22 protein-coding genes are annotated in these 24,417 nt (G+C 40.6%); 7 read left to right on the top strand and 15 right to left on the bottom strand.

Annotation, left to right across the window (positions count from 1 at the left end; translation table 11 throughout):
* Positions 1-78: 78 nt before the first annotated feature.
* Both uvrA and QUE86_RS10080 read left to right on the top strand, forming a co-directional pair.
* A complete protein-coding gene (gene uvrA / locus QUE86_RS10085) occupies positions 79-2,898 on the top strand; it encodes an excinuclease ABC subunit UvrA (RefSeq protein ID WP_130049781.1) in 2,820 nt (939 codons plus the stop codon).
* A gap of 12 nt (positions 2,899-2,910) precedes the next feature.
* Positions 2,911-3,969: a hypothetical protein gene (locus QUE86_RS10080; protein WP_167658716.1), complete on the top strand. Its 1,059-nt coding sequence runs from the start codon at positions 2,911-2,913 to the stop codon at positions 3,967-3,969.
* Between the two features lie 14 nt (positions 3,970-3,983).
* Here the strand turns inward: QUE86_RS10080 and QUE86_RS10075 are convergent, their stop codons facing one another.
* Positions 3,984-4,229, bottom strand: coding sequence for a hypothetical protein (locus QUE86_RS10075; RefSeq protein ID WP_286256964.1), 246 nt, complete (start codon positions 4,227-4,229; stop codon positions 3,984-3,986).
* A 278-nt stretch (positions 4,230-4,507) separates the two neighbouring features.
* Between QUE86_RS10075 and QUE86_RS10070 the strand changes: the two genes are divergently transcribed.
* Together QUE86_RS10070 and QUE86_RS10065 are read left to right on the top strand one after the other, a co-directional pair.
* Positions 4,508-4,699 carry a hypothetical protein gene (locus QUE86_RS10070; RefSeq protein WP_130049784.1) on the top strand — a complete coding sequence of 64 codons (192 nt, stop codon included), beginning with the start codon at positions 4,508-4,510 and terminating at the stop codon, positions 4,697-4,699.
* A 55-nt stretch (positions 4,700-4,754) separates the two neighbouring features.
* Complete coding sequence (locus tag QUE86_RS10065) at positions 4,755-5,648, top strand: TraB/GumN family protein (RefSeq protein WP_286256962.1); 894 nt, start codon at positions 4,755-4,757, stop codon at positions 5,646-5,648.
* A gap of 127 nt (positions 5,649-5,775) precedes the next feature.
* Here the strand turns inward: QUE86_RS10065 and trpS are convergent, their stop codons facing one another.
* From trpS to rpe, 3 genes are read right to left on the bottom strand one after another with little or no spacing between them, the layout of a single operon-like run.
* Entirely contained in the window at positions 5,776-6,780 is a 1,005-nt protein-coding gene (gene trpS, locus QUE86_RS10060) for a tryptophan--tRNA ligase (RefSeq protein ID WP_130049786.1), read from the bottom strand.
* A 50-nt stretch (positions 6,781-6,830) separates the two neighbouring features.
* Positions 6,831-7,496 carry a phosphoglycolate phosphatase gene (locus QUE86_RS10055; RefSeq protein WP_130049787.1) on the bottom strand — a complete coding sequence of 222 codons (666 nt, stop codon included), beginning with the start codon at positions 7,494-7,496 and terminating at the stop codon, positions 6,831-6,833.
* Positions 7,493-8,179 (bottom strand): ribulose-phosphate 3-epimerase, encoded by a 687-nt coding sequence (gene rpe / locus QUE86_RS10050; RefSeq protein WP_167658718.1) that lies wholly within the window; start codon positions 8,177-8,179, stop codon positions 7,493-7,495. Before rpe ends, QUE86_RS10055 begins: the two co-directional genes overlap by 4 nt.
* A gap of 333 nt (positions 8,180-8,512) precedes the next feature.
* On the opposite strand from rpe, the gene QUE86_RS10045 reads away from it, so the two are divergent.
* The gene (locus tag QUE86_RS10045) at positions 8,513-8,809 is read left to right on the top strand and encodes a hypothetical protein (protein ID WP_239978055.1); all 297 of its coding nucleotides are present in this window, start codon (positions 8,513-8,515) and stop codon (positions 8,807-8,809) included.
* A gap of 5 nt (positions 8,810-8,814) precedes the next feature.
* Positions 8,815-9,000, top strand: coding sequence for a DUF2970 domain-containing protein (locus tag QUE86_RS10040; protein ID WP_239978056.1), 186 nt, complete (start codon positions 8,815-8,817; stop codon positions 8,998-9,000).
* Here QUE86_RS10040 and QUE86_RS10035 read toward each other — a convergent pair.
* From QUE86_RS10035 to QUE86_RS09995, 9 genes are all read right to left on the bottom strand, one after another.
* Complete coding sequence (locus tag QUE86_RS10035; protein WP_130049791.1) at positions 8,972-9,814, bottom strand: Dam family site-specific DNA-(adenine-N6)-methyltransferase; 843 nt, start codon at positions 9,812-9,814, stop codon at positions 8,972-8,974. The genes QUE86_RS10040 and QUE86_RS10035 overlap by 29 nt on opposite strands.
* A 53-nt stretch (positions 9,815-9,867) precedes the next feature.
* Complete coding sequence (locus tag QUE86_RS10030; RefSeq protein ID WP_130049792.1) at positions 9,868-11,286, bottom strand: AAA family ATPase; 1,419 nt, start codon at positions 11,284-11,286, stop codon at positions 9,868-9,870.
* Positions 11,286-12,356, bottom strand: coding sequence for a 3-dehydroquinate synthase (gene aroB, locus QUE86_RS10025; protein WP_130049793.1), 1,071 nt, complete (start codon positions 12,354-12,356; stop codon positions 11,286-11,288). Before aroB ends, QUE86_RS10030 begins: the two co-directional genes overlap by 1 nt.
* 27 nt (positions 12,357-12,383) lie before the next feature.
* Positions 12,384-12,902, bottom strand: a complete 519-nt coding sequence (gene aroK / locus QUE86_RS10020) for a shikimate kinase AroK (protein ID WP_036973192.1) — start codon at positions 12,900-12,902, stop codon at positions 12,384-12,386.
* A 179-nt stretch (positions 12,903-13,081) separates the two neighbouring features.
* Entirely contained in the window at positions 13,082-15,175 is a 2,094-nt protein-coding gene (locus tag QUE86_RS10015; protein ID WP_286256953.1) for a type IV pilus secretin PilQ, read from the bottom strand.
* The gene (locus tag QUE86_RS10010; protein ID WP_130049795.1) at positions 15,162-15,698 is read right to left on the bottom strand and encodes a pilus assembly protein PilP; all 537 of its coding nucleotides are present in this window, start codon (positions 15,696-15,698) and stop codon (positions 15,162-15,164) included. Before QUE86_RS10010 ends, QUE86_RS10015 begins: the two co-directional genes overlap by 14 nt.
* The gene (locus QUE86_RS10005) at positions 15,695-16,300 is read right to left on the bottom strand and encodes a type IV pilus inner membrane component PilO (protein ID WP_130049796.1); all 606 of its coding nucleotides are present in this window, start codon (positions 16,298-16,300) and stop codon (positions 15,695-15,697) included. The genes QUE86_RS10010 and QUE86_RS10005 overlap by 4 nt, the downstream gene beginning before the upstream one ends.
* Positions 16,290-16,862, bottom strand: coding sequence for a PilN domain-containing protein (locus QUE86_RS10000; protein WP_130049797.1), 573 nt, complete (start codon positions 16,860-16,862; stop codon positions 16,290-16,292). Before QUE86_RS10000 ends, QUE86_RS10005 begins: the two co-directional genes overlap by 11 nt.
* Positions 16,850-17,929 carry a pilus assembly protein PilM gene (locus QUE86_RS09995; protein WP_286256949.1) on the bottom strand — a complete coding sequence of 360 codons (1,080 nt, stop codon included), beginning with the start codon at positions 17,927-17,929 and terminating at the stop codon, positions 16,850-16,852. Before QUE86_RS09995 ends, QUE86_RS10000 begins: the two co-directional genes overlap by 13 nt.
* Positions 17,930-18,061: 132 nt before the next feature.
* Between QUE86_RS09995 and QUE86_RS09990 the strand changes: the two genes are divergently transcribed.
* The gene (locus QUE86_RS09990; RefSeq protein ID WP_130049799.1) at positions 18,062-20,572 is read left to right on the top strand and encodes a penicillin-binding protein 1A; all 2,511 of its coding nucleotides are present in this window, start codon (positions 18,062-18,064) and stop codon (positions 20,570-20,572) included.
* Positions 20,573-20,655: 83 nt separating this feature from the next.
* Here QUE86_RS09990 and metL read toward each other — a convergent pair whose 3' ends face one another.
* Positions 20,656-23,001, bottom strand: a complete 2,346-nt coding sequence (gene metL, locus QUE86_RS09985; protein WP_130049800.1) for a bifunctional aspartate kinase/homoserine dehydrogenase II — start codon at positions 22,999-23,001, stop codon at positions 20,656-20,658.
* Positions 23,002-23,006: 5 nt separating this feature from the next.
* Positions 23,007-24,266: a cystathionine gamma-synthase gene (gene metB, locus QUE86_RS09980; RefSeq protein WP_130049801.1), complete on the bottom strand. Its 1,260-nt coding sequence runs from the start codon at positions 24,264-24,266 to the stop codon at positions 23,007-23,009.
* Positions 24,267-24,417 lie beyond the last annotated feature (151 nt).

Genomic DNA, 24,417 nt, shown 5'->3' with positions numbered 1-24,417 from the left:
TTTTTCTTTGATCAAGGATTAATCTTATCGCGTATTATGAGATACTGAAAAAATAATTAGGTAATAAAACGAGATAGCATGGAAAACATTGAAGTCCGAGGCGCCCGTACGCACAATTTAAAAGACATCAGCCTAACCATTCCCCGTGATAAGCTGATAGTTATCACTGGCCTATCTGGTTCAGGGAAATCGTCTTTAGCGTTTGATACTTTGTATGCAGAAGGGCAACGTCGTTATGTTGAATCACTGTCAGCGTATGCAAGACAGTTTTTATCGCTAATGGAAAAACCCGATGTGGATCACATTGAAGGTTTATCGCCTGCTATCTCTATTGAGCAGAAATCAACGTCGCATAACCCGCGTTCAACGGTTGGTACTATCACCGAGATATACGATTACCTACGTTTATTATTTGCCCGTGTAGGTGAGCCACGCTGCCCTACTCACGACTTACCTCTTGCAGCACAAACCATCAGCCAAATGGTTGATACTGTTTTAGCCCTACCTGAAGGCAGTAAGCTAATGCTGTTAGCGCCGGTCGTCAAAGATCGCAAAGGTGAGCATGTTAAGTTGCTTGAACAACTAGCAAGCCAAGGCTTTATTCGCGCTCGTATCGATGGCGAAGTATGTGACTTATCTGATCCACCTACCCTTGAGCTTCATAAAAAGCACACCATCGAAGTGGTCGTTGACCGCTTTAAAGTAAAAGATGGCCAACAACAGCGTTTAGCTGAATCATTCGAAACCGCCCTTGAGCTATCGAGTGGTATTGCCCATGTAGCGGCAATGGACGACTCACTTAGCGAAGACATGCTGTTTTCAGCTAACTTTGCCTGCCCTACTTGTGGCTATGCCATGAGTGAGCTTGAGCCTCGCTTATTCTCGTTTAATAACCCAGCAGGTGCGTGTCAAAGTTGCGATGGTTTAGGTGTACGCCAGTACTTTGATCCAAACCGTGTTGTGCAAAATCCAGAGCTAAGCTTATCTGGCGGTGCAATTAAAGGCTGGGACAAACGCAGCTTTTACTATTTTCAAATGCTGCAAGCAGTCGCAGAGCATTATAAGTTTGACCTAGAAGTGCCTTTCCAAGAACTTAGTAAAGATGCGCAAAAAGTTATTCTTGAAGGCTCTGGCAAAACCAAAATTGCCTTTAACTACCGTAACGACCGTGGTGATTTAATTACTCGTAACCATGAGTTTGAAGGCGTTTTGAATAATATGAATCGCCGCTACCGTGAAACCGAATCAAACTCGGTTCGCGAAGAGCTCGCTAAATACCAAACAAGCCAAGCGTGCCCGAGCTGTCATGGCTCTCGATTACGTGAAGAAGCTCGCCACGTATTTATTGGCCAAACAAACCTACCAGCCATCACCACTATGAGCATTGGTGAAAGCATGGCATTTTTTGATGGTTTGAATTTAACTGGTCAACGCGCACAAATTGCCGATAAAATTCTCAAAGAAATTCGCGATCGTTTATCTTTCTTAATTAATGTGGGCCTTAATTATTTATCGCTTGAACGAAGTGCCGACACTCTGTCAGGTGGTGAAGCGCAGCGTATACGTTTAGCAAGCCAAATTGGTGCTGGCCTTGTTGGTGTTATGTACGTATTAGATGAACCATCAATTGGTTTGCACCAGCGCGATAACGATCGCCTGCTAAAAACCCTTATTCACTTACGTGATTTAGGCAATACGGTGATCGTGGTTGAGCATGACGAAGATGCCATTCGCGCTGCGGATCATATTATCGATATTGGCCCAGGTGCGGGTGTTCATGGCGGCCATGTGATTGCACAAGGTACCCATGACGATATTTTAGCGAGCAAAGATTCAATCACAGGTCAGTATCTCTCTGGAGAGAAGAAAATTGAAGTGCCAGCGGCTCGCCATCAAACCAACGACAAATGGCTTGAGCTATTTGGTGCCACAGGTAACAACTTAAAGAACGTTGATTTACGTATTCCATTTGGCTTAATGACCTGTATCACAGGTGTATCAGGCTCAGGTAAATCGACGCTTATCAACGACACTTTATTTAAGCTGGCTCATACAGAGTTAAATGGCGCAACTACCGCAGAGGCGGCACCGTATAAGTCAATCAAGGGTCTAGATCATTTTGATAAAGTCATTGATATTGACCAAAGCCCAATTGGCCGTACTCCGCGCTCAAACCCTGCAACTTACACCGGTATATTTACCGGTATTCGTGAGCTATTTGCAGGTACTCAAGAAGCCCGCTCGCGAGGCTATAAAGTCGGTCGTTTTAGCTTTAACGTTAAAGGTGGTCGCTGTGAGGCTTGTCAAGGCGATGGCGTGATCAAGGTAGAAATGCACTTTTTACCTGATGTGTATGTTCCTTGTGATGTGTGTAAAGGTCAGCGCTACAACCGCGAAACGCTCGAAGTACAATACAAAGGTAAAAACATTCACCAAGTACTCGAAATGACTGTTGAAGATGCCCGTGAATATTTTGATAAAATTCCGGCTATTGCACGTAAACTGCAAACCTTAATGGATGTGGGCTTGTCGTATATTCGCTTAGGTCAAGCTGCAACAACCCTCTCTGGTGGTGAAGCGCAGCGTGTGAAACTGGCTCGTGAGCTTTCAAAACGCGATACCGGCAAAACCTTATATATCCTTGATGAACCAACTACTGGTTTACACTTTGCCGATATTCAGCAATTATTAGTAGTACTTCACCGCTTACGCGATCATGGTAATACCATTGTTGTTATTGAGCATAACCTTGACGTGATCAAAACTGCAGACTGGATTGTCGATTTAGGCCCAGAAGGTGGCTCAGGCGGTGGTGAAATTTTAATTTCAGGTACACCTGAAGATGTCGCCGATTGTGAGCGCTCACACACCGGAAGATATTTAAAACCACTACTTTAAAAAGGAAATTGCGTGCGTAGGTATTTAAAAATTGCAAAATGGCGCGCTAATAAACAGTTTCAACAACAGCAACGTAGCTGGCAGCCACATAGAACAAGGCTGGTTGAACGATTACAAGCTATTTGGTTTAACTTAAGTACCGCACAAAAGCTTTATCTTTTAGCATTAAGCAGCCTGATTGTTGTGCAATCGGGCTGGCTAAGTGCCTCTATCACAATTGTTGCGTTAGTTATTGAATTTTGGCCCAAGTTTAATCAGCTTTGGCATTCGCTTGCTGGTAAAGCACTGATTTTAATATTCTACGCCAGTGTCGCTAATTTTGTGTTAGCCAGTGCGAGCGGTATTGTAAATGATGTAACACATGTTTCTGCCAGTCATTTTAACTACACACATAACTTTGCCACCCTCTTATATTTACCCCCTTGGGCTATGGGCATTAGCTTAGTTACATTGTTGTTATTTCAACTTTTTTTACCTTTTTATATTTTTATTCTTTTGTTGATAAAACCGTTTGGTTCTGAGCGAATTAAGTTTATTAGCCAAAGTTACTCACCGCTGTTAACCGCTATATTGCGTTTTATATTAGCGTCAGTCGTATTTATTAATCTAATTTCGTTTATTGACGACAAGCCAGTTGAAGAAGTGGTAGACGATGTTGTCAGCAGTTTTGCAGATAGTAAAGCTATTGCAGAGGAGACACCCACTGATCAGCAAAAAGCAGTTGAAGAACTCAGTGAAAAAATAGAGCAGCAATTACCAGACAGCAGCAATTCTGTGCCGATTCTAAGGCGAGATGTAGATATTGAAGGTGATAGCGAAACTGCGCAAAATCTACGTCAGTTTTTAGACACTAAGGGTTACTTTGAAAGGAGTAAACGCTTAATTGCTATGTTTGCTTATAGCTTTGAGGCTGATAGCTATTCTCGCTGTTTAAAATCACAGAACAGTAAAACTGTTGAGCTGAATGATTATGAAATTGTGCAAGTAACCCCGGATCACAATGCCGAATACGGCTATCGATTTGAAGTCATTGCGTGTGACTCACCTGGTGTCACTCCAGTAGCAAAGTAACGCAGCAATCAATACTACTCGCTTGGCTTACTGCGTTTTTCTCTGATGAAATGAAATACCGAAAGCCCAATAAAGCCAAAGCAAACTAAGGCGATTACTAAATTGGGTATAAAAATAAGCAGCATGCTTGCGTCATAGCCGACCTTTGCGAAGGCTGCGCAAAGGCTAACAATAATAAGTTCAGTTAAAATTAGCTCCCATTCTAATGAGCTATTCGCAGCCACAGTTTTAGCCGCATAATGTTTTACTTTAAAGCCCATACCAAAACCTACTAGTTCCTATTTTAATACACCTACACTAGCATCAAAATGCACAGACTCAAAAATAATAGACAATAAAACCTTATTTAACCCCGTAAGGATCAGACATAAAACATTGAAATTAAAAAGATTAACTTTTTAGAACCTTATAAATAAATCGCTTAGATGTAGATAAGCGACTCTCACTATTTTCCTCGCTATTGTAGTTTCCATCAACGGGCTACCAACCAATTTTGCTTCGCTGATAAAACTAACCAACCAATTAAAGGAATTAAATTATGACCAGCTCAGTTTTAAAAATGATGTCACTTCTAACAGTAACGGTAATTGTTTTTACATCACCAAACACCTTATTAAATAGTCAAAATGCCCAAAAGCTAAATCAGCAATTAGAGACCTCTATCGAGGCTTCTATTGAACAAATGAACAATAAAATTGATCACCAAATTGAGCAACAGCTCAATAAGTAATATCTAGCTTGTCCAATATACTGGGCAAGCTTCATCTAATTAACAGGCTTAAGTAATGAAAACACTGACTCGACACTTACTCATCTCATCGATTGCAGTATCAGGCTTATTAATATGTGATTTTAGTATTGCTAAAAGTGCTGTTTGGCTGGTAAGTAAAGGTGATAAATATATTTACATTGCTGGCTCAATTCACGTTTTGCCTCCGAAAGAGATACCATTACCTGCAGAGTTTAATCAGGCTTATCATCTGGCAGATACCTTAGTACTTGAAGCTAATATGCCAGCACCAAGCAATAGCTCGGCACAACTGACAATGCTCAAAGCTCTCAGCTACCCAGCGGGTGAAACCTTAAGTGGCAAGCTGACAGCACACGTGAAGCAACGATTAGAAGAGCAACTAAACCGATATGACATGCAACTCAGCGAATTCGATAGCTTTCGCCCGTTTATGGTGGGTTTGTTGATGATGTCGTTGGAGCTGAAAAAGCAATCGCTTTTGGGTGAAGGTGTCGATAGCTACCTTACTAAATTAGCTAAAAAAGATAGCAAAAAATTAGCCTACCTTGAAAGCTTAGCTTATCAATTACATCTATTTAAGGAATTAGGCAGCCAAAACGAAAATGCCTTAATTGAATCACAGTTAACGCAAATTTCTCGCTATCAGCATGATTATATTGCCATGCTCGCTGCATGGCGAAACGGCAATATGCGGGCAATGAATGAGCTTATCATCATGCCATTGAAAGAACATGATCCCCACACTTATCAAATACTCATAAAGCAACGCAATTTGAATTGGCTTAATCATATTGAGCATTATTTAACTGATCAGCAAAAAGAGCTGGTAGTCGTTGGCGTAGCTCACTTGGCCGGAGAAGATAGCCTATTAGCCTTGTTAAAAAATAAAGGTTATGAAATTAAGCAGTTGAATACAGATGAGGAATAAGAAAATGGAAAAAACCGACAAAACCGCCGCAGCACTTATCTGTTTGTTTACTGTTTTAATTGTGCTTAGCTTTTAATAAAAAATACCGCTTAAAAGCGGTATTTTTATATGTGACTTAAGTAATAGCTTACGGACGCGGGATAAAACCAACAGCGTCATATACTGCTTTTAATGTTTTTTCAGCGCGAATACTCGCCTTTTCAGCACCTGATTTCATAATACTATCAAGCAGTGACTGATCTTCGCGAATTTCTTTAAAACGTGTCTGGATCGGCTCAATCATACTAACAACAGCTGCTGCTGTGTCTTTTTTCAGGTGACCATACATTTTATCTTCGTACTCAGGTACTAAGTCTTCAATTGAGCGCTTAGTAGCCACAGATAATAAAGTTAGTAAGTTAGATACACCTGGCTTTTCTTCACGATCAAAGTAGATACGTGCTTGTTCGTCTGAATCGGTTACTGCTTTTTTCAGTTTCTTTTCAATCTTCTTCGGCTCATCTAATAACATAATGTAACCGTTTGGATTTTCATCAGACTTAGACATTTTCTTAAGCGGATCTTGTAAGCTCATTACACGTGCGCCAAACTCAGGAATGTACGGCTCAGGCAGTTTGAACACATCACCGTATAGGTTGTTAAAACGTGTTGCGATATCACGAGTTAACTCAAGGTGTTGCTTTTGATCTTCACCTACTGGTACTTGATCTGCTTGGTATAACAAAATATCAGCAGCTTGCAGTACAGGGTAAGAGAATAATCCCACGTTTACGTTATTAGCATGCTTAGATGATTTATCTTTAAACTGCGTCATACGATTAAGCTCACCCATTTGAGCATAACAGTTTAATACCCAGCTTAGCTGTGCATGTTCTGGCACTTGAGACTGTACGAATAACGCAGCTTTCTCTGGGTCGATACCGCATGCAGCATATAGCGCAATACCGTCAAGTACGCGCGAGCGTAGTTGCTCTGGATCTTGGCGAACCGTAATGGCGTGCAAATCTACTAACATAAAGAAACTTTCGTGGTCTTCCTGTAGCTTAAGCCACTGGTTAATAGCGCCAACATAGTTGCCTATTGTCATACCACCGGTTGGCTGAATGCCACTTAACACTACTGGTTTACTCATGATGTTCCTTTATATTTTTACTAAACTAAAAAGACGAATTTAAAATGCTCTTACCTTTGAGTAAGAACGGGTATTATATCTAAGAAATTCTCGCAGAGGTACTCTGGATTGAAATCAGCAAGGTTTTCACCTTGGTTATAGCCATAACCGAGCGCGACAACGTCAACATTAGCAGCTTTTGCTGCCAAAATATCACTTTTTGAGTCGCCTATCATAACCGCTTTGGCAGGGCTGACATCGAGTTGCTGACAAGCAAATTGTAAAGCCTCAGGTGATGGTTTCTTTGCCATATCATCACCACACACAATCAATTGAAAATGACTGGTCAGTGAGAGTTTATCAAGTAGCTTCTCGGTAAAACGACGTGCTTTATTGGTGATCACCACTTTAGGAATACCAGCAAGTGCAGCAAGCCCTGTTTCTACATGTTGATAAAGCGCACTATAGTCACCCACAACTTGGTCATAGTGCTGATAAAACAAATTAATAGCTCGCTCAGTAAGAGCTTCATCTAAATGCTCACTGACTTGCATATCGCCACTCAAACCGCGTTTAACGAGCGTTTCTATACCATTACCTACCCAGCTTTCAACTAGCTTCTGTGTAACAACCGGAAATGCTAGGTCAGTTAGAGTCAGGTTCATCGCAATGTATAAATCATAAACACTATCAACTAAGGTGCCATCTAAATCGAAAAAAGCCGCATCGTATTTCATGACTCAACCTTTGCAAGTTCACTACGCATTGCATCAATGACCGCTTTGTAATCTGGTTGATTGAAAATCGCAGAACCAGATACAAACATATCAGCTCCCGCTTCTGCTATTTTAGCAATGTTATCAACACCCACACCACCATCAACTTCTAAACGAATATTGCGACCTGAATCATCAATAATTTTACGCGCTTGGCGAAGCTTTTCGAGAGTATGTGGAATAAAACTTTGCCCGCCAAAACCTGGGTTAACCGACATTAATAACACCACATCTACTTTATCAAGCACATGTTCAAGATAACTAAGACTCGTAGCTGGATTAAACACGAGTCCTGCTTGGCAGCCACTATCCTTTATTAGTTGTAAAGTACGGTCAATATGCTCACTCGCCTCTGGGTGGAAGCTAATAATAGATGCGCCTGCATCAGCAAAGTCGGGAATTAAGCGATCGACAGGCTTCACCATAAGGTGCACATCAATAGGAGCTGTGATGCCGTAATCGCGCAGTGCTTTACAAATCATTGGGCCAAAGGTTAAGTTTGGCACATAGTGGTTATCCATTACATCGAAATGTACAACGTCAGCCCCGCTTGCAATTACACGATCAACATCTTCACCTAAACGGGCGAAGTCAGCTGATAAAATAGAAGGGGCAATTAAATACTTTTGTAATGTTTCCAACATAAAAGATTCCATCATAATTTGCGACTGCAAGAAGAGCGCATAATGTAACCCAATCGACAGCTGATTAAAACACCACAGCTGACTGTTAAGAGGCTATTACTTAAGGCTAGTCCTTTTAGCTTATTGAATTAAAGTGAATTTAATCAAAAATTGAACAATAACTCTATTCAGCTACTTGCATTGACAACCCCAAATAAAACAAAAAATAAACATAAAATTTACTTTAAAGAACTAATTTTATTATATTTTTATTTAATTCAGCCTTAATTAAGTTTGTTATTTGAGCAATTATTATGTATGCTTGTCTAAATAACACAAACAAGGGTTATTCTCATGCGTGCTTTTAAAATAGGGATCTTAATCGCGTCCGCACTTACGGTTGCTACGTTTGTATCTTTTTCATCTGCCGATGAAGACGACTTTTTAGCAGCGGCGTCTAATTGCTCATGCAATACACTAAGCGCATCGTCATCTTCTGCTCAATGTATGAAAGCTGAACAAGAAACAGGATGGTTTTCTTGGTTAACTGGTGATAGCCGCAGCGCTCAATTCCATTATCTTGATTTACTTGAATTATTAACAAGTAGTGAAGAGTCAAAGAAAGTTAGCAGTTTAGGTTCTAAGTTCTAAATCGCATGAACAAATTCATTAGTGCATTGCAAAGTGTCTTCGCGGCATTTTTTGGTGTGCAATCAGAAGACAAACGTCAAGCTGACTTCAATGAGCATTCACTCAGTACTATCATCATCATCGCGCTCATCTTATTTAGCCTGTTTGTAGCAGCGATTTATTTCACCGTTTCTTTGGTGCTAAATACATAGCCATTAACTCATTCACTTTATTACGTGAACCGCCCTTCGGACTAATAGTTCGCTTCACCTGAATTTCATCAAGTGAAGCTTGGCTATAGATTTTACGAGTCCATACTGTATCGTGATTAGATATGAGCACTGGTGTGTTATTTTCGAATGCAGTTTGCTCAGCCAAATTAGCCAAGTTAGCCTGATCATCTAAATTGAAGCCACCTTTAGCGTAAGAAGTAAATGATGCAGTTTTACTCAAAGGCACATATGGTGGATCGCAATACACAACTGCATTATTAGGAATAAGCTTAAATACCTCGTCATAACCTAAACAAGTAAAGGTTGCTTGCTGCGCTTTTTCAGCAAAAAAGTGCATTTCTTTTTCAGGAAAATAAGGGCGCTTATATTTACCAAAAGGGACATTAAAAATACCTTTAAGGTTGTAGCGACACAAACCGTTATAGCCATGGCGATTCATGTATAAAAATAAAATTGCACGCTCATACACATCACTGCTTTGATTAAACTGAACACGATACTCATAATAGGCTTCAGGGTGGTTATTAAGCTCTACAAACAACTTCTTTGCATCGCTAATAAATTCATCAGGTGTTCGCTTTAGCTCAGTGTAAAGGTTGATCAGATCCGCATTGATATCGTTTAAAATATAATGCTTAAAGTCCGTATTAAGGAATACAGAGCCAGCACCAACGAAAGGTTCAACTAAGGTGTCAGCATCCATACTCGCTTGCTTCAAGCGGGTACGAATATCTTCAACTAGGCTGTATTTTCCACCTGCCCATTTAAGGAAGGCTCTGGTCTTTTGCTGCATCTGCTCTTAACTTCAATTCTGTGTTGCGCGATTTTACACTAATCAGTTTTAATTTACTGATTAAGTGAAGCGATTTCTTGTTTAATTTTACTTATTTTTTTATAAAATGGCTGATTTTTACGCACATTATCAGAAAGTGTTGTTACACCTTTCTTAGCTTCATTCAGTGTGGCATAACTGCCATAAGTTACAATCCACCAAGGCTTACCACTGCGTAGACTTCGGTATGTATTAACCTGCCCTAGCAAATCATTTTCACTAATAAATTTATCGCTAATTTCTGGTTTAGTAACCGCAAGTAATTGGATGACATAATGATCGTCTGGCTGAGTTAAATACCAAGCATTACCTTCAAGCGTTAGCTCAGATTCAGTAGTTTGCTCGAGCGCAGCTACTACCGGCTTAGTATTAGTATTTATCGCTGTCGCTATTTCCTCTGTGCTTTGCTGCTCGCTATCTTGTGCTGCATGTTGTTGCTCAGCAGGAAAAAGGCTATCGACAATCGCAGCAACATTATTGTCATGGATTTCGTTCTCATGACTTTCTTTTTCTGAAGTTTCTACTGGCGGTTGAGCAACTGGGGTGGTATTTACAGCATGTTCAGTAATGGCTTGCTCTGGTTTTGTTAGCTTATCTAACGCTTGTTCTGATACTCGCTCGTCACTTTCTACTTGCCTATTGACTATCGTCTCTGCGGGCAGCGCTGTTGCCACAGCGCTCACTGTATCTTGCTGATAATGCGCTTTCCACCACTCGGTCATATCCGCTTTATACAAAAAGCCAATAATTAACAACATTGTTGTGAGTAACAACAAAATTATATAAAGCAATTTGTAGCTTTTTTCTGGTACTCGAATGTCTGCGCTTTGTTGCTCAGGCTGCCATGCAAGTAATAAAGCTGGATTACCATGAGCCTCTTGTAAAAAGGTGCGAAAAACAGGATCTTCTTCAACCGGCAGGTTATCGAAAAACCAACGCATAAGCTGTTTGCTTTCGCTCAAATTTAGCGCTTCTAGATGAATTTCAACAGCTTGACTAAATTGCCCTACCGACTGGGATGCTATTAAAATGTATAGTGTGCTCGGGCTTTGCTTTGCTAAAATTTCTAGTTGCTGGATTAACTCTTCAGATAAATGACGCCCTCCATCAATCACCCATAAGCAATCACCACAAGGCTGTTGTTTATAAAGTTGATAGAAGTTTTCAGACAAACTCAAAGAGTGGTCTATCAGTGGGTTACTAAAGCTTTGTTCAAGCAGTTCGGTCATAAACTGCTGGTCGGTCATTTTTCCCGACAATTGAACAAACGCCTTGTTAAAGTCGAGGTATTTATCTGTAATAAAGGTTTCTAGTAAATAACTTTTGCCTAGCCCCGATGGACCAAGTAAGCAAATTAGGTTTTGCCCATATTCAAACTGCAGAGCGATTCGATCAACTAGCGCAGCACGGCTAGGCAATATTTGTGATTGCATTAGCGCGCTATTAAATCACAAACCTGCTGATCAGTAACATCACTTACCAGCGCACATTGACCAAATTGGGTTGGAAGAATAAAGCGAATAGTACCTTTCTTATTTTTCTTATCTTTACGCATATGTGTTAAAAATTGCTCACCAGTCATATCTCTTGGAATATCAACAGGTAAATCATACTCAGCAATCAATTTAACAATACGTTCAACTTCAATAGCAGTTAAATCACCACGGGTTTGCGCTAAACGAGCTGCGAGCACCATACCTGCCGCAACGGCTTCGCCGTGTAACCAATTGCCATAACCCATTTGTGCTTCAATCGCGTGCCCAAAGGTGTGTCCTAAGTTTAGCAGTGCACGTAAGCCAGCTTCTTTTTCATCTTGTGCAACAATCAAAGCTTTAATTTCACAACAACGGTAAATCACATGCTGCAAAGTTTGCTCGTCAAGTGATTTAAGGTTGTTAATATTTTGCTCTAGGTAAGCAAATAATTCAGTGTCGTAAATGAGGCCGTACTTAATAACCTCAGCCATACCTGCAGCAAATTCACGCTCAGGCAAAGTATGCAGCGATTGAGTATCGATGAATACAGCTTGTGGTTGGTAAAACGCGCCAATCATGTTTTTACCAAGAGGATGATTTACTGCCGTTTTACCACCTACAGACGAATCAACTTGCGAAAGCAAAGTAGTTGGCACCTGAATAAAAGGCACACCACGTTGATAACATGCAGCAACAAAGCCGGTTAAGTCGCCAACAACACCACCACCTAAGGCAATAAGACAAGTATCGCGACCACAGTTATGTTCAAGTAAGAACGCCGAAATCTTTTCAAACCACTCAAGTGATTTGTATTGTTCGCCATCTGGGATGGTAAAAGATAACGGGTTAAGATCAGCCAACGACGTCATTACATCATCAAGATATAAAGGTGCAATGGTGTCGTTGGTGATAATGATAGGTCGACAATCGCCGATGTGCTCGCGTAGCCGACCAGTCTCTTTAAGAGCAGATTGACCAATATAAATAGGATAACTTCGCTCGTCCAAATTAACTGTTAATTCAAGCATAGCTAGTTCCCTTTTTATTATTGGTTTTTAAAAATCTAATTTCTCGATGATTTGATTAGCAACAACTTTCGCGCTTTGCTCATCAGTGCGGACAACAAAATCAGCAACTTCTTTGTATAACGGTTCGCGTTCTTCAGCTAAGCGTTCTAATACATCACGCGGTGCTTCTTCTGTTTGCAATAATGGGCGACGCTTGTCGCGCTGCGTGCGTGCAACTTGCTTTTCGATTGGTGTCTCTAGGTATACAACGATACCGCGAGCAGATAGCTTGTTACGCACTTCTTTACTGATCACAGAACCACCACCAGTAGCAAGCACAATACCTTGCATCTCTGTTAGGTCTGAAATTACAGTTTCTTCACGAAGTCGAAAGCCCTCTTCACCCTCAAGATCGAACACCCAAGCAATATCTGCTCCAGTGCGACGCTCGATCTCTTGATCTGAATCGAAAAATTCAAGGTGTAATTGATCAGCAATGTGACGACCAATTGTGCTTTTGCCAGCCCCCATAGGGCCCACTAGAAATATATTACGTTTCTCAGCCATATCTTTTTAGTACAAACGAACTCTAAAATTTGAAATAAAACCCCGCCTAACGACCTGGCCCCAAAATTAAGGAGGGGATTATCTCAGTAATTGCTTGGGTATTTCAAGTCAATTAGCATAAAAAGCCAGATAACGAGCAATTAAACATGCTAATTGCTCGTTGCTTAAGAAAAAATCACTTATTCAATTTGGATTTTTGGTGTTACAAAGATTAACAGCTCTTTTTTCTCGTTAAATTCACTCGTACTTTTAAACAACGCACCAAGGTATGGAATATCACCTAACAGAGGTACTTTCTTAGTTGAGTTAACGATTTGCTGTTGGAAGATACCACCAAGCACCACAGTTTGGCCATTTTCTACTAATACCTGCGTTTGGATCTCTTGGGTATTAATTGCCACAGCAGAACCTGTTGGTGTTTGCACTGTATCACCGCGGGTATCTTGTGTAATAACTAGGTCCAAAATGACCTTATTGTCAGGCGTGATATGTGGCGTTACTTCTAAGCTCAACACCGCTTTTTTGAAAGTTACCGTAGTTGCACCACTTGATGCTGCTTCAACGTACGGGATCTCTGTACCTTGCTCAATGCGAGCTTTTTGTTGGTTCGCCGTAGTAATACGTGGACTTGCGATAATCTCACCACGGTTTTCTTCTTCAAGAGCACTTAGCTCTAAATCTAATATTGTACCGTTGGCTAACTTAGCTATTTGTACACCAATGCTACCGGCAGGACTTGAAACAGGTAAGTTAACATTTAAGCGGTCAGAAATACTTGGAATATTATCGTAAGAGCCAGCACCAAACATACCACCGGCACCATCTAATGTGCCAGAAATAGCGCCATCACTACCTACATCGCTGATCCCCCAACGAACACCTAAGTCTTCTTGGACATTATCATTCACTGTCACCATACGTGATTCAATTACCACTTGTTTAACAGGAATATCTAAGGTTTCCACCATACGGCGCACGCTTTCGATGCTTTTGGCTGTATCTTTGATGAGTAAAGTATTGGTACGTTTATCAACAGAAACACTGCCTCGTGAAGAGATTATGCTATTGGTGTCTGTTTTTAAAAGATCAGCAAATTCTTCAGCTTTTGCATAGTTAAGGCGAATATATTCACTGTAAAGCGGCTCCAAGTCTTCAACTTGCTGCTTAGCTTGAAGCTCCTTTGCTTCACGAGCGGCTAACTCCTCTGCAGGAGCCACCATCAAGATAGTGCCATCCATACGCTTATCTAAGCCTTTAATCTTCAGCACCACATCAAGTGCCTGATCCCAAGGAACCCCGCTTAAACGTAAAGTGATATTGCCTGTTACAGAGTCACTTGTGACAAGGTTAAATTCGTTATAACCAGCAATAATCTGTAATACAGAACGAATAGGAATATCTTGAAAATTAAGACTCATAGGGCGGCCTTGATATTCAATTCCACCATCAAGGTATGCGCGCTGAGTATCGTCTTTTTCAACTGTAAGGGTAAAGATGTTTTCAATTTGTTGGTGTGTAAACTTAAATGCCGCATTTGGTTCAACCTCAATGCGTGTTATGTTGCCTTCTTTGAAGGTTTCAATGTTGCTTACAACCGTCCCAAAATCAATCACATCTAATTGATATAATAAATCGTCTAAAATATCTGTGTGGTGAAACTCCGCAATGATTTTGCCACCGCTTTCATACACATTAATTGCCGCTTGCGTATTTTGTAAAAAGACTAAGAGACGCGCTTCACCTTTTTCACCACGACGAAAATCAATCGACTGTACTGTGTTAATATAGTTCTTAGAAGCGGTTAATCCATCCTTTGAGTCATCTGTTGTAATCGGATTGTCTGAAACATGCAAAGTAACAATGTTGTCTTTCGCTGTTGTTTTATAAATTTTTAGTTTATCTAAGCTAACAACTACTTTTAAACCATCTTCAGTCATAGTGCTGGTTACATGCTGAATACCTGCTTGATTAACTGGTACATCACGTACTTCATTATCTACACCTACATTACTAAAAAGCATTTCGATACGAGCTGGCGAGTTATATACCTGGATTTTAGGTTCAAACGTAAGAGCTTCATCAAACACAAGTTGTAATTGTGTTTCGCCTTGCATTAATGGATTATAACGAACGTCGTACAATAAAGGGGCAGCGATTGCCGCCTGAGCCACAATTAAGGCTAACGCAGCTAACACGCATTTATTTATGTGCTTTAACCAAGCCATTCCTTTATGCATTTTCTTTTCACCTTTCATATGATTAACCTGCACCATTTGTACTTGCCTCTGACATTTCTAGCTTGGTCAGGCGCTCTTTCCAGCAACCAGCCCCATCTGGGATTAATTCTAATAATTCAATATAATTGTCGTGCACTTGTTTTATTTCACCGTGATACAAGCCAATATAATTACCCACTGTCACTCGATAAAGCGTGTCATCAGTCGCTTTGATCAGTGCCCAAGTATTGTCAGCACGACCGATAGTCCCTTGCATAACTAAATTATCCAATGGGTATTTCTCAAGTGGTTGACGAACCCTATTAGGGTCTGGATGTAAGCAATTTTTAACTTGTACTAAATTGTTTTGGATTATTTCTGGCTTAGGTGCCACAAACGGGCTGCGTAACTTACCAGCACTATATTCAAAATGCTCAAATTTTGTGATTTCAGGTATCGGTTCAACTTTAGGCGTCGTACTCGCTTTTACTTGATCAATAAACTCTTTTTGTTCAGAAGTATCATCATTACAAGCAGTAAGCACAATAGCCATTGCAATAACTAAGGGAAGCTTCTTCATTTTTTAGTCCCCCCTTCATAACGATAAGTCTTTGCAACAACACTAAAAGTTAGTTCGCCATTACCGAGTGTTTGAATCGTAAAGTCATGTAAACTAACAATACGCGGTAACTGAGCAACTTTACCAACAAACTCACCAAATTCATGATACGTTCCTACCACTTCTATTTTAATTGGTAGTTCTGTATAAAACTCTTTTTCAATTTCTGGTAACCAGCCAATTTTCAAAAAAGTTAAGCCACTAGTTGTACCAACATAAGATAAATCATCTAGTAAACCAGGAGTCTCATTGGAGGTTGGTAAGCGTTTTAAGAGCTGCGAAAACTTATCTTCCATTTCAACCATTTGTTGACGATATATTTCCAAGTTACTCGCAATCGCATATTTTGCTTTGTATGTTTGGCGCAGTTCAGTTTCTTTAGCTACTGCACTGTGGTAGCTAGCAATTTCATCTGAAACTAATAAGCTATAGCTAAAATACAAAACAATTGCAGCCACAAACGCACAACATAGCGCTTTCACTGCTATGGGCCAATCGCCCATATTTTCGAGTTCTATTTCATTCCAATCTATTTCTGTTAACGCTTTGATATCAAGGTTCATTACGTGCCTCACCTATCTGATCAAAAGGCTTAACATAAAAATCCATATTAAAGTCACTCAACAATCGCGACGTTTGCTCACCAGCTACAATGCCTTGCATAATCGGTCGTTCTAATAAGTAAGAACCTTGCACTTGGCGCAACATAGTCGATAAGCGATTATTGGATTCACTGCGACCGATAACATGAATGCGATTATCATGTCGCTCTAGTTTAGTTAAATAAACACCGGCAGGGACTATATTGGCCACTTCATCCATAATTTGTGTTCCCAAATTACGGTTACTTTGTAACTCTTCAATTAAGCGCATACGTTGTTGTAAGTTCTCTTTTTTCTTATCTAGCTCATTAATTTCACGAATACGTTGGTTTAATAATGCTATTTCAGTATTTAAGAAGTTGTTCTTTACATTCTGCCCTTCACGTAAGCCGCTGTAAAAAGAGCTTAATAAATACATACTCAAGAAGCTAACAACAACAACGCCGAACAAAATTGTAATGAACTTGTTCTGGGAATCTTTTCTTTGTTGTTCGCGCCATGGCAATAGATTTATATGTGGCATGATGAAAAGCTCCTTAAAGCCAATCCTGTAGCTATCGCAAACTGAGTGCGATGACGCTGTAACATATTACGGTCAACCTTCGGCGAAATTTCAAGATTTGCAAATGGTTCAGCAACAATGGTGTGGATTCCTAACTCTTCAATTAGCAACCTATCTAAGCCTTCAATCATGGCGGTTCCGCCAGTCAGCACAATGTAATCGACTTGATCTTTACCACTGGTAGTTAAGAACATTTGTACCGCACGCCTTACTTGTTGCAATAACGATGTCTGGAATGGCGCAAGAACTTCAAACGTGTAATTTGGTGGTAAGTCACCTGTTGTTTTACCTATTTCAGCTTCATCAAAGCTCTTGTTGTAATAAGCAACAATACTATTGGTATATTGGTCGCCGCCGAAAACTTGGTCACGAGTGTAAATTGTTTCACCTTCCTGTACTACGCTGACAAGCATCAATACAGCACCAATATCAACCACGGCAACACACTTGTTGAAAGCATCACTAGGTAGTTGTTGATAGTAGATATCCATTGCTCTACTTAGCGCATAACTTTCAACATCAACAACCGCAGCCTTTAAGTTTGCAGCTTCAAGTGCACCAACTCGCGCTTGCACACTTTCAGTACGAGCTGCAGAAAGAAGAACATTTACTTTACTTGGATCTGCTTCGTTGATTGCCAGCTTTTCGAAATCGATATTTACTTCATCAAGTGGATATGGAATTAAGCTATCAGCTTCAATGGCAATTTGTGACTCTAATTCAGCATCTGTTAATGATACATCCATAAAAATCACTTTCGTTATTACAGTTTGACCAGAAACAGCGACTGCTGCAGTTTGAACTGATTTAGGAATTTTTCTTTTTAATTTAGCGATAACATTGCCTATCGCTTCTATGTCTTGAATAGAACGCTCAGACATAGCGCCTTTTGGCATAGGTTCAATAGCTAACGCTTCAAGCCGCATACCTGCGTCTGTTTCTTGCAGCAACACTGCTTTTATACAGTGCGATCCGATGTCAATTCCTACCATCATAGATGAAGGCTTTTTAAATAGCTGACTTAGCATGTTTGCAACTTTGCCTTTGTTTTAATAATAAACAAGTTATAATTTTTATCTGAAAAAATATTATTCATTTTTTAATCAATATATACTAGCAGTCTCCGATTCTAATTGGGAGTCCATTTAGGGAAAATATAAGTGATTTTATTAAAGCGAACTTTACAATTTATTATCATTTGCTCATTCTTAGGGCTAATCACTTTAGTTGGTCTATACTATTACGTTAAACCTGACATTCCTAGCGTTCAGGTTCTAAAAGACGTTCAATTACAGACACCTATGCAAGTATTTTCACGCGATGGTTTATTGATTAACCAATTCGGTGAAAAACGCCGCATTCCCGTTACGATAGATCAAATCCCTCAACCATTAATCGACGCTATTTTAGCAACAGAAGATAACCGTTTTTACGAGCATATCGGTATCGATCCTATTGGTATTGTTCGTTCTGCCATTGTACTCATATCTACAGGTGAAAAGAAACAAGGCGCAAGTACGATAACTATGCAGCTTGCCCGTAACTTCTTCTTAACCCGAGAAAAAGCATACATCCGTAAAGTCAAAGAGATCTTCATCGCTTTACATATCGAAAGTATATTAACTAAAGACGAAATCCTCGAATTATATTTAAATAAAATTGAACTTGGTAACCGTGCTTTTGGTATTGGTGCTGCAGCACAAGTTTATTACGGTAAGGAATTAAATGAACTTACCTTGGCGCAAATGGCAATGATTGCAGGTTTACCTAAAGCACCTTCAGCACTAAACCCTATACGTAACCCTACCCGTGCTAAAAGCCGTCGTAATGTTGTTTTAGGACGTATGTTAACCGAAAAGTACATTACGCAGAGTGAATACGCAGAAGCCACTAAGGCGCCTATTACTGCAAAATTCCACGGCGCAGAAATTGAAGTGTATGCACCATATATCTCTGAGATGGTGCGTGCTGATATGGTTGAACGTTATGGCCATGAGCGCGCTTATAATTCTGGTTTTAAGGTCTACGCTAGCGTTGACTCAAATATTCAGCAAGCAGCACAAGATGCCATTGTTGATAACCTACATGCTTACGACATGCGTCATGGCTACCGTGGTGCTACGGCACAGTTATGGGACAGTGAAAACGAGAGCCCACTTAGCCAAGAAGAAATCTTAAATAAACTAAAAGATGTTAAAGAATTTGGCCCGTTATTGGCTGGTGTTGTAACAAATGTCGCAGAGCAGTCAATCGATGTGCTTTTAAAAAGCGGCGAACAAGTTACTATTGAGTGGGATGGCTTAAAATGGGCACGTAAATATATTACGCGATACCGTCAAAGCTTCGCACCAAAAACCGCTGGTGAAATCCTAACGGCTGGAGCGCAAATTTGGCTGCGTAAAAATGCAGATGACAGCTATATATTAAGCCAAGTGCCCGAAGCTTCGAGCGCATTGGTTTCACTAGATCCACAAGATGGTCGTATTAAAGCGATTGTTGGTGGTTATAGTTTTGAGCAAAGCCAATACAATCGTGCAGTCCAAGCAAAACGCCAAGTAGGTTCAAACATTAAGCCGTTTATTTATTCAGCGGCACTTGAAAATGGATATACACTCGCTTCTATTCTGAATGATGCACCAATTAATCAGTGGGATAAAAGTCAAGGTGTCGCATGGCGCCCGAAAAACAGTCCTGCGGTTTATAATGGACCTATCCGTATTCGTAGAGCACTTGCCCAGTCGAAAAACGTAATTTCGGTACGCTTATTACGTGGTGTTGGTCTTGAGCGCACAGCCGATCATTTGCTTAAGTTTGGTTTTTTAAACAGTGATATTAACCGTAGTGAATCGCTGGCACTTGGCAGCGCCTCCATCACTCCTCTTGAACTTGCGAGGGGGATGAGTACTTTTGCTAATGGTGGGCACTTAATTACTCCATACTTTATTTCAGAAATTCAAGACTCTGCCGGAAATGTGTTATTTAAAACAGAGCCTGAACTTGCCTGTGATGAACCACAACAAGCCATTACCCCTGAATTTGCATCTCTGGATGATACTCAGATAAATATTCCAAATACTCAGGTTACTAGCGCCCCACGTTGTGCACCACGAATCATTTCAAAGCAAAATGCTTTCTTAATTTCACAAGCTATGCACAGTGCTATTTGGGGTGGCGGTAGCTGGACTCATAAAACGGGTTGGAGTGGTACAGGCTGGCGTGCACAAGCCCTTGGTCGTCGTGACCTAGCCGGTAAAACAGGTACCACCAATGACTCTGTTGATACTTGGTTCAGCGGCTTTAACCGCAATGTGATGACTTCGGTATGGGTTGGTTTTGATAACCCAGGTAAGGCCCTTGGCCGTTCGACCTATAATAATAACCTCGATAAATCGCAAATATCTGGTGCAGAATCAGGCGCTAAAACAGCGCAACCGGCATGGGTCGACTTTATGCGTGCAGCCCTTGATGGTATGCCAGAAGCACCTATTGAACTTCCTGAGGGGCTCGTATCGGTTCGTATCGACTTAGCGACGGGCCTTTTAAGCCATAAAAACGATTACACTAGTCGCTTTGAGTACTTTATTAAAGGCACTGCGCCAACCAAGTATGTACTTGATCAACCTACTGATGTGTTTGAAGAAAAGCTCAGCACAGAAGAAGAGCTGTTTTAAGCAATTTGTATAAGTAGTTGTGATAATAAAAAAGCGCCTAAAGGGCGCTTTTTGCTTAGCCATTTAAACTAAGATCAGCAAAATTATTTTAGGTTATTCACTAACCAATAAAGATCTGAGTGAATCCCCGCTGCGGTGACCTCTTTGCCCGCTCCAGGGCCTTGGATCACCAATGCATTATCTAAATACCACTGTGAATTAATTACAAAGATATTATCGCCCGGTTTAAGACCTGCTAGTACATCATCTTTGCCAACATTGACTAAGCCAACTTGTGCTTTGACCTTACCATCTACTAATGTAATAGCACCGGTATAGCGCACAACTTTATCTTCAGCTGCAGCCAAGTTTGCTTTTTCAGTCATAAAATCATCGAGTAGCTGCTTATTTGCAAGAAAATCTTGCCAGCTACCTATTGCTAACGCTTCAGGCATGAGTGGAGTTAAAGCAATGTCATCAAGCTCTAAATCAAGACCGAGATCTCGCGCTAAAATTAGCAGTTTACGCTGCATATCGCGGCCAGATAAATCTTCACGAGGATCTGGCTCTGTATAGCCCATTTGCTGAGCTTGAAGCACTAAATCTGAAAACGGCACACTGCCATCATAGCTGCTGCATAACCATGACAAGGTACCTGAAAATACCCCTTCAATACGGTTAATTCTGTCACCACTATTTTGTAAATCAGCTAAAGCAAAATTAATTGGTAAACCTGCCCCCACACTGGTGTTATAGCGCCACAATAAATTTCGCTCGGCTAAATTATTACGTAATGTTTGATACCAACTACTGGCGGCGGTGCCAGCATATTTGTTTGCACTGATCAAATGGCAGTTAAGTTCTATAAAATCAGGATAAAACTGACTAAAGGCCTCACTGGCTGTAATATCAATCACTACTTTGTGTTCATAATCAAGCTCATTGATACGTGCTAATAACTCAGCTTTGTTGTAGCTTTGCGCTTCGTTGTGCCATTGCTCTTGCCATGTTTCAGTATTTAAACCACTGGCACTAAAAAGCATTTGCTTTGAGCGTAAAAGAGCAACAACTTTTACTTTATACTGAGCAGATAAACGAGCAAACTGAGCTTGTAGTTGCGATAAGAACACCTCACCCACATTACCAAGACCAGCAACGATAATGGCCAGCTCTTGGCCTTTGTTGACTAACTTGTCATGTAGAAGAGTTAAAACATCACTATCAATTGCCTGGTCATTTAAGATCAACACATAGTTATCATCTTGTTGTACAAAACGAGGATGAATGCTTTGCTCTTTTAAAAGCGCTGTCGCTTGATCTGTAAGCGTAATTACATCAGTTGTTGGTGCAACCACTGCACAACCACTTAAATTAGACTCAACAATATTGGCGCGACCCGCTAAGTGGCCTACAACCTGATGAGTGCTTTGGCCTGGCACTAATAAGTAAGTATCGCCATCTTTAGTAAAGTGGTGCAGGCTGTGCTGGATTAACTGGCTTAGTTCACCTACTTCACCACTACTAAGTTTATCAACCCGTAATAAATCGATGTTATCTAAGGTAGTAATAAAACGTTTTGCTTTGCTATAGCCTTCTTTTACTACTTCGGTTGGCGTTGCATCGCAATCAAAGCTACTTCTAACAACTAGCTTGATCTCGGTGCCTTTTAACGGCGATAACGTCTTAGCATGCAGTACAGGATTACCTAAACGCGCTAATAAGTTAGCTTGCTCGCGACAAACCTTGGCATATTTAAGCGCATTTTTAACTTTACGAGGATCTGTACTAAACACGCCTTGTGTATCGGTCCATATAGACACTTGTTTCGCAAAAGTATAACTGGCCAGTAACGTCGCACTGTAATCACTGCCGTTGCGCCCTAATGTAACCGTATTGCCTTGGCAATCCACAGCTATAAAGCCCGTTACTACGTTTATGTGTGACTTACTAATTATACTTGTGCATTGCTGCTGATTTTTTTGATGTAATAGTTGCCCGTCATTTAAAGTAAATAACTGCCTTGCATCAACATCTTGCGCAGCGACACCGAGCTGATTTAGGTAAGCGGCCAACAAGCGCGCCGACCATACTTCACCATGGGCAAGTAAAGGTGCCTCAAGTAACTGCTGTTGACTAATTAATTCATTTAAAACCGCAAGCTCATCATTTAGCTGCGCCAACGCCTGTTGTTTATTCTGGCCTGTAAGTAATTGCTCAATTAAGGCTCGTTGATTGTTATCAATAAGCAATAAAATATCGCTAACTGCTTGTCTATCTTGCTGCTGGTAACTTTGCCAAAGTTTTACTAGAGTATCGGTTGTTTTACCTGATGCCGACACAACCACACAGTCACCCTGCTCTGTATTCGCTAGAACGATGTTAGCTACCGCATGATAACGATCTGCAGAGCTTAAGCTTGAGCCACCAAATTTATGAACAATATTTACCATCTCTTCTACCACAATGCCGTATGCGCAGGCGTTAACTTAAATGACGCGTTTTGTTGTGTATCTTGCTGTGTTTGTTTTACTTCAGCTTTAGCAACTTGCTGGCCTTGACCTGGTTTTACTAAATTGAAAACACGGTCTAAATCTGCGATAAGATCTTTTACATCTTCAATGCCTACAGAAATACGGATCAAAGTATCGCCCACACCGGCTTCAAGGCGTGCTTTAGGCTCCATGCCTGCGTGTGTCATAGTCGCAGGGTGACAAATCAAGCTTTCTACCCCACCTAACGACTCTGCAAGGCTAAAGTCTTTAAGACTGGTTAAAAACGCTGCTGCATCGTTAATGTCGCCTTTAATATCAAAGCTCACCATGCCACCAAAACCACGTTGCTGTGCTTTAGCAAGCTCATGTTGTGGGTGAGAAGCAAGGCCTGGATAATAAACTTGGCTTACAAAAGGAGAGTTTTCTAAATACTCCGCAATCGCAAAAGCATTTTCTTGATGCTGCTTTAAACGCACATTTAAAGTACGTAAACCACGAAGCGTTAAGTAACTGTCAAATGGTGCACCAGTAATGCCGATATTATTTGCCCACCAAGCAAGCTCATCACCTAGCTCTTGCGTAGCAGCAATCACCGCACCGCCAACCACATCAGAGTGACCATTAATATATTTAGTAGTTGAGTGAACAACAATATCAACACCAAACTCAATTGGGTTTTGCAGCGCAGGTGATAAGAAGGTGTTATCAGCCGCAACTAAAGCATCACACTGCTTAGCAATACTAGTGATTGCTTTAATATCTGTTAAACGCAAGATTGGATTACTTGGCGTTTCTATCCAAATCAACTTAGGTTTAATCGATAAAATTTCTTGGAGATTTTCAGATTTCGTTAAATCCAAAACTTTTAGTTTTAACAGGCCACGCTTTTCAAGCGAAGTGAATAAACGATAACTACCACCATAGCAGTCATGTGGGATCACTAAGGTGTCGTCACTGTTTAATAGCTGAGTCGCTAAATGCACTGCTGACATACCTGTTGCAGTAATAATACCTCTAGCGCCACCTTCAAGTTCAGCTAAGGTTTCAGCTAAGATATCGCGATTCGGGTTACCGCTGCGGCCATAGTCATACTGGCGCTTAGTATCAAAATCAGCAAATGAATAGGTGGTTGATAAGTAAATTGGCGGTACAACCGCGCCATGATGTTTATCGGCTTCGATGCCGTGACGAACAGTAATCGTCGCTTTATTTTTATCGCTCATTTCATCACCTACTCCTGAACTGGATGTTTAGACGTCTAAAAGGTTAGATGATCAAATATGAGAAGTCAAAGCATTTATCGCTCACACATAGAAGTTTATACATTTACACCACTAGATGGCTAAATAACTAGTATTTGACTATCTTTTTTAA

Origin of the sequence: Pseudoalteromonas apostichopi (assembly GCF_030297135.1) — a bacterium.
Classification (GTDB): Bacteria; Pseudomonadota; Gammaproteobacteria; order Enterobacterales; family Alteromonadaceae; genus Pseudoalteromonas; species Pseudoalteromonas apostichopi.
The sequence above is the reverse complement of the archived record's forward strand: the minus strand, read 5'-3'. Positions and strand labels throughout refer to the sequence as shown.

Coding starts and splice junctions, on each gene's coding strand:
- uvrA (WP_130049781.1), top strand. CDS start 79: ATGGAAAACATTGAAGTCCGAGGCGCCCGTACGCACAATTTAAAAGAC.
- QUE86_RS10075 (WP_286256964.1), bottom strand. CDS start 4,229: ATGGGCTTTAAAGTAAAACATTATGCGGCTAAAACTGTGGCTGCGAAT.
- QUE86_RS10070 (WP_130049784.1), top strand. CDS start 4,508: ATGACCAGCTCAGTTTTAAAAATGATGTCACTTCTAACAGTAACGGTA.
- QUE86_RS10065 (WP_286256962.1), top strand. CDS start 4,755: ATGAAAACACTGACTCGACACTTACTCATCTCATCGATTGCAGTATCA.
- trpS (WP_130049786.1), bottom strand. CDS start 6,780: ATGAGTAAACCAGTAGTGTTAAGTGGCATTCAGCCAACCGGTGGTATG.
- QUE86_RS10055 (WP_130049787.1), bottom strand. CDS start 7,496: ATGAAATACGATGCGGCTTTTTTCGATTTAGATGGCACCTTAGTTGAT.
- rpe (WP_167658718.1), bottom strand. CDS start 8,179: ATGTTGGAAACATTACAAAAGTATTTAATTGCCCCTTCTATTTTATCA.
- QUE86_RS10045 (WP_239978055.1), top strand. CDS start 8,513: ATGCGTGCTTTTAAAATAGGGATCTTAATCGCGTCCGCACTTACGGTT.
- QUE86_RS10040 (WP_239978056.1), top strand. CDS start 8,815: ATGAACAAATTCATTAGTGCATTGCAAAGTGTCTTCGCGGCATTTTTT.
- QUE86_RS10035 (WP_130049791.1), bottom strand. CDS start 9,814: ATGCAGCAAAAGACCAGAGCCTTCCTTAAATGGGCAGGTGGAAAATAC.
- QUE86_RS10030 (WP_130049792.1), bottom strand. CDS start 11,286: ATGCAATCACAAATATTGCCTAGCCGTGCTGCGCTAGTTGATCGAATC.
- aroB (WP_130049793.1), bottom strand. CDS start 12,356: ATGCTTGAATTAACAGTTAATTTGGACGAGCGAAGTTATCCTATTTAT.
- aroK (WP_036973192.1), bottom strand. CDS start 12,902: ATGGCTGAGAAACGTAATATATTTCTAGTGGGCCCTATGGGGGCTGGC.
- QUE86_RS10015 (WP_286256953.1), bottom strand. CDS start 15,175: ATGGTGCAGGTTAATCATATGAAAGGTGAAAAGAAAATGCATAAAGGA.
- QUE86_RS10010 (WP_130049795.1), bottom strand. CDS start 15,698: ATGAAGAAGCTTCCCTTAGTTATTGCAATGGCTATTGTGCTTACTGCT.
- QUE86_RS10005 (WP_130049796.1), bottom strand. CDS start 16,300: ATGAACCTTGATATCAAAGCGTTAACAGAAATAGATTGGAATGAAATA.
- QUE86_RS10000 (WP_130049797.1), bottom strand. CDS start 16,862: ATGCCACATATAAATCTATTGCCATGGCGCGAACAACAAAGAAAAGAT.
- QUE86_RS09995 (WP_286256949.1), bottom strand. CDS start 17,929: ATGCTAAGTCAGCTATTTAAAAAGCCTTCATCTATGATGGTAGGAATT.
- metL (WP_130049800.1), bottom strand. CDS start 23,001: ATGGTAAATATTGTTCATAAATTTGGTGGCTCAAGCTTAAGCTCTGCA.
- metB (WP_130049801.1), bottom strand. CDS start 24,266: ATGAGCGATAAAAATAAAGCGACGATTACTGTTCGTCACGGCATCGAA.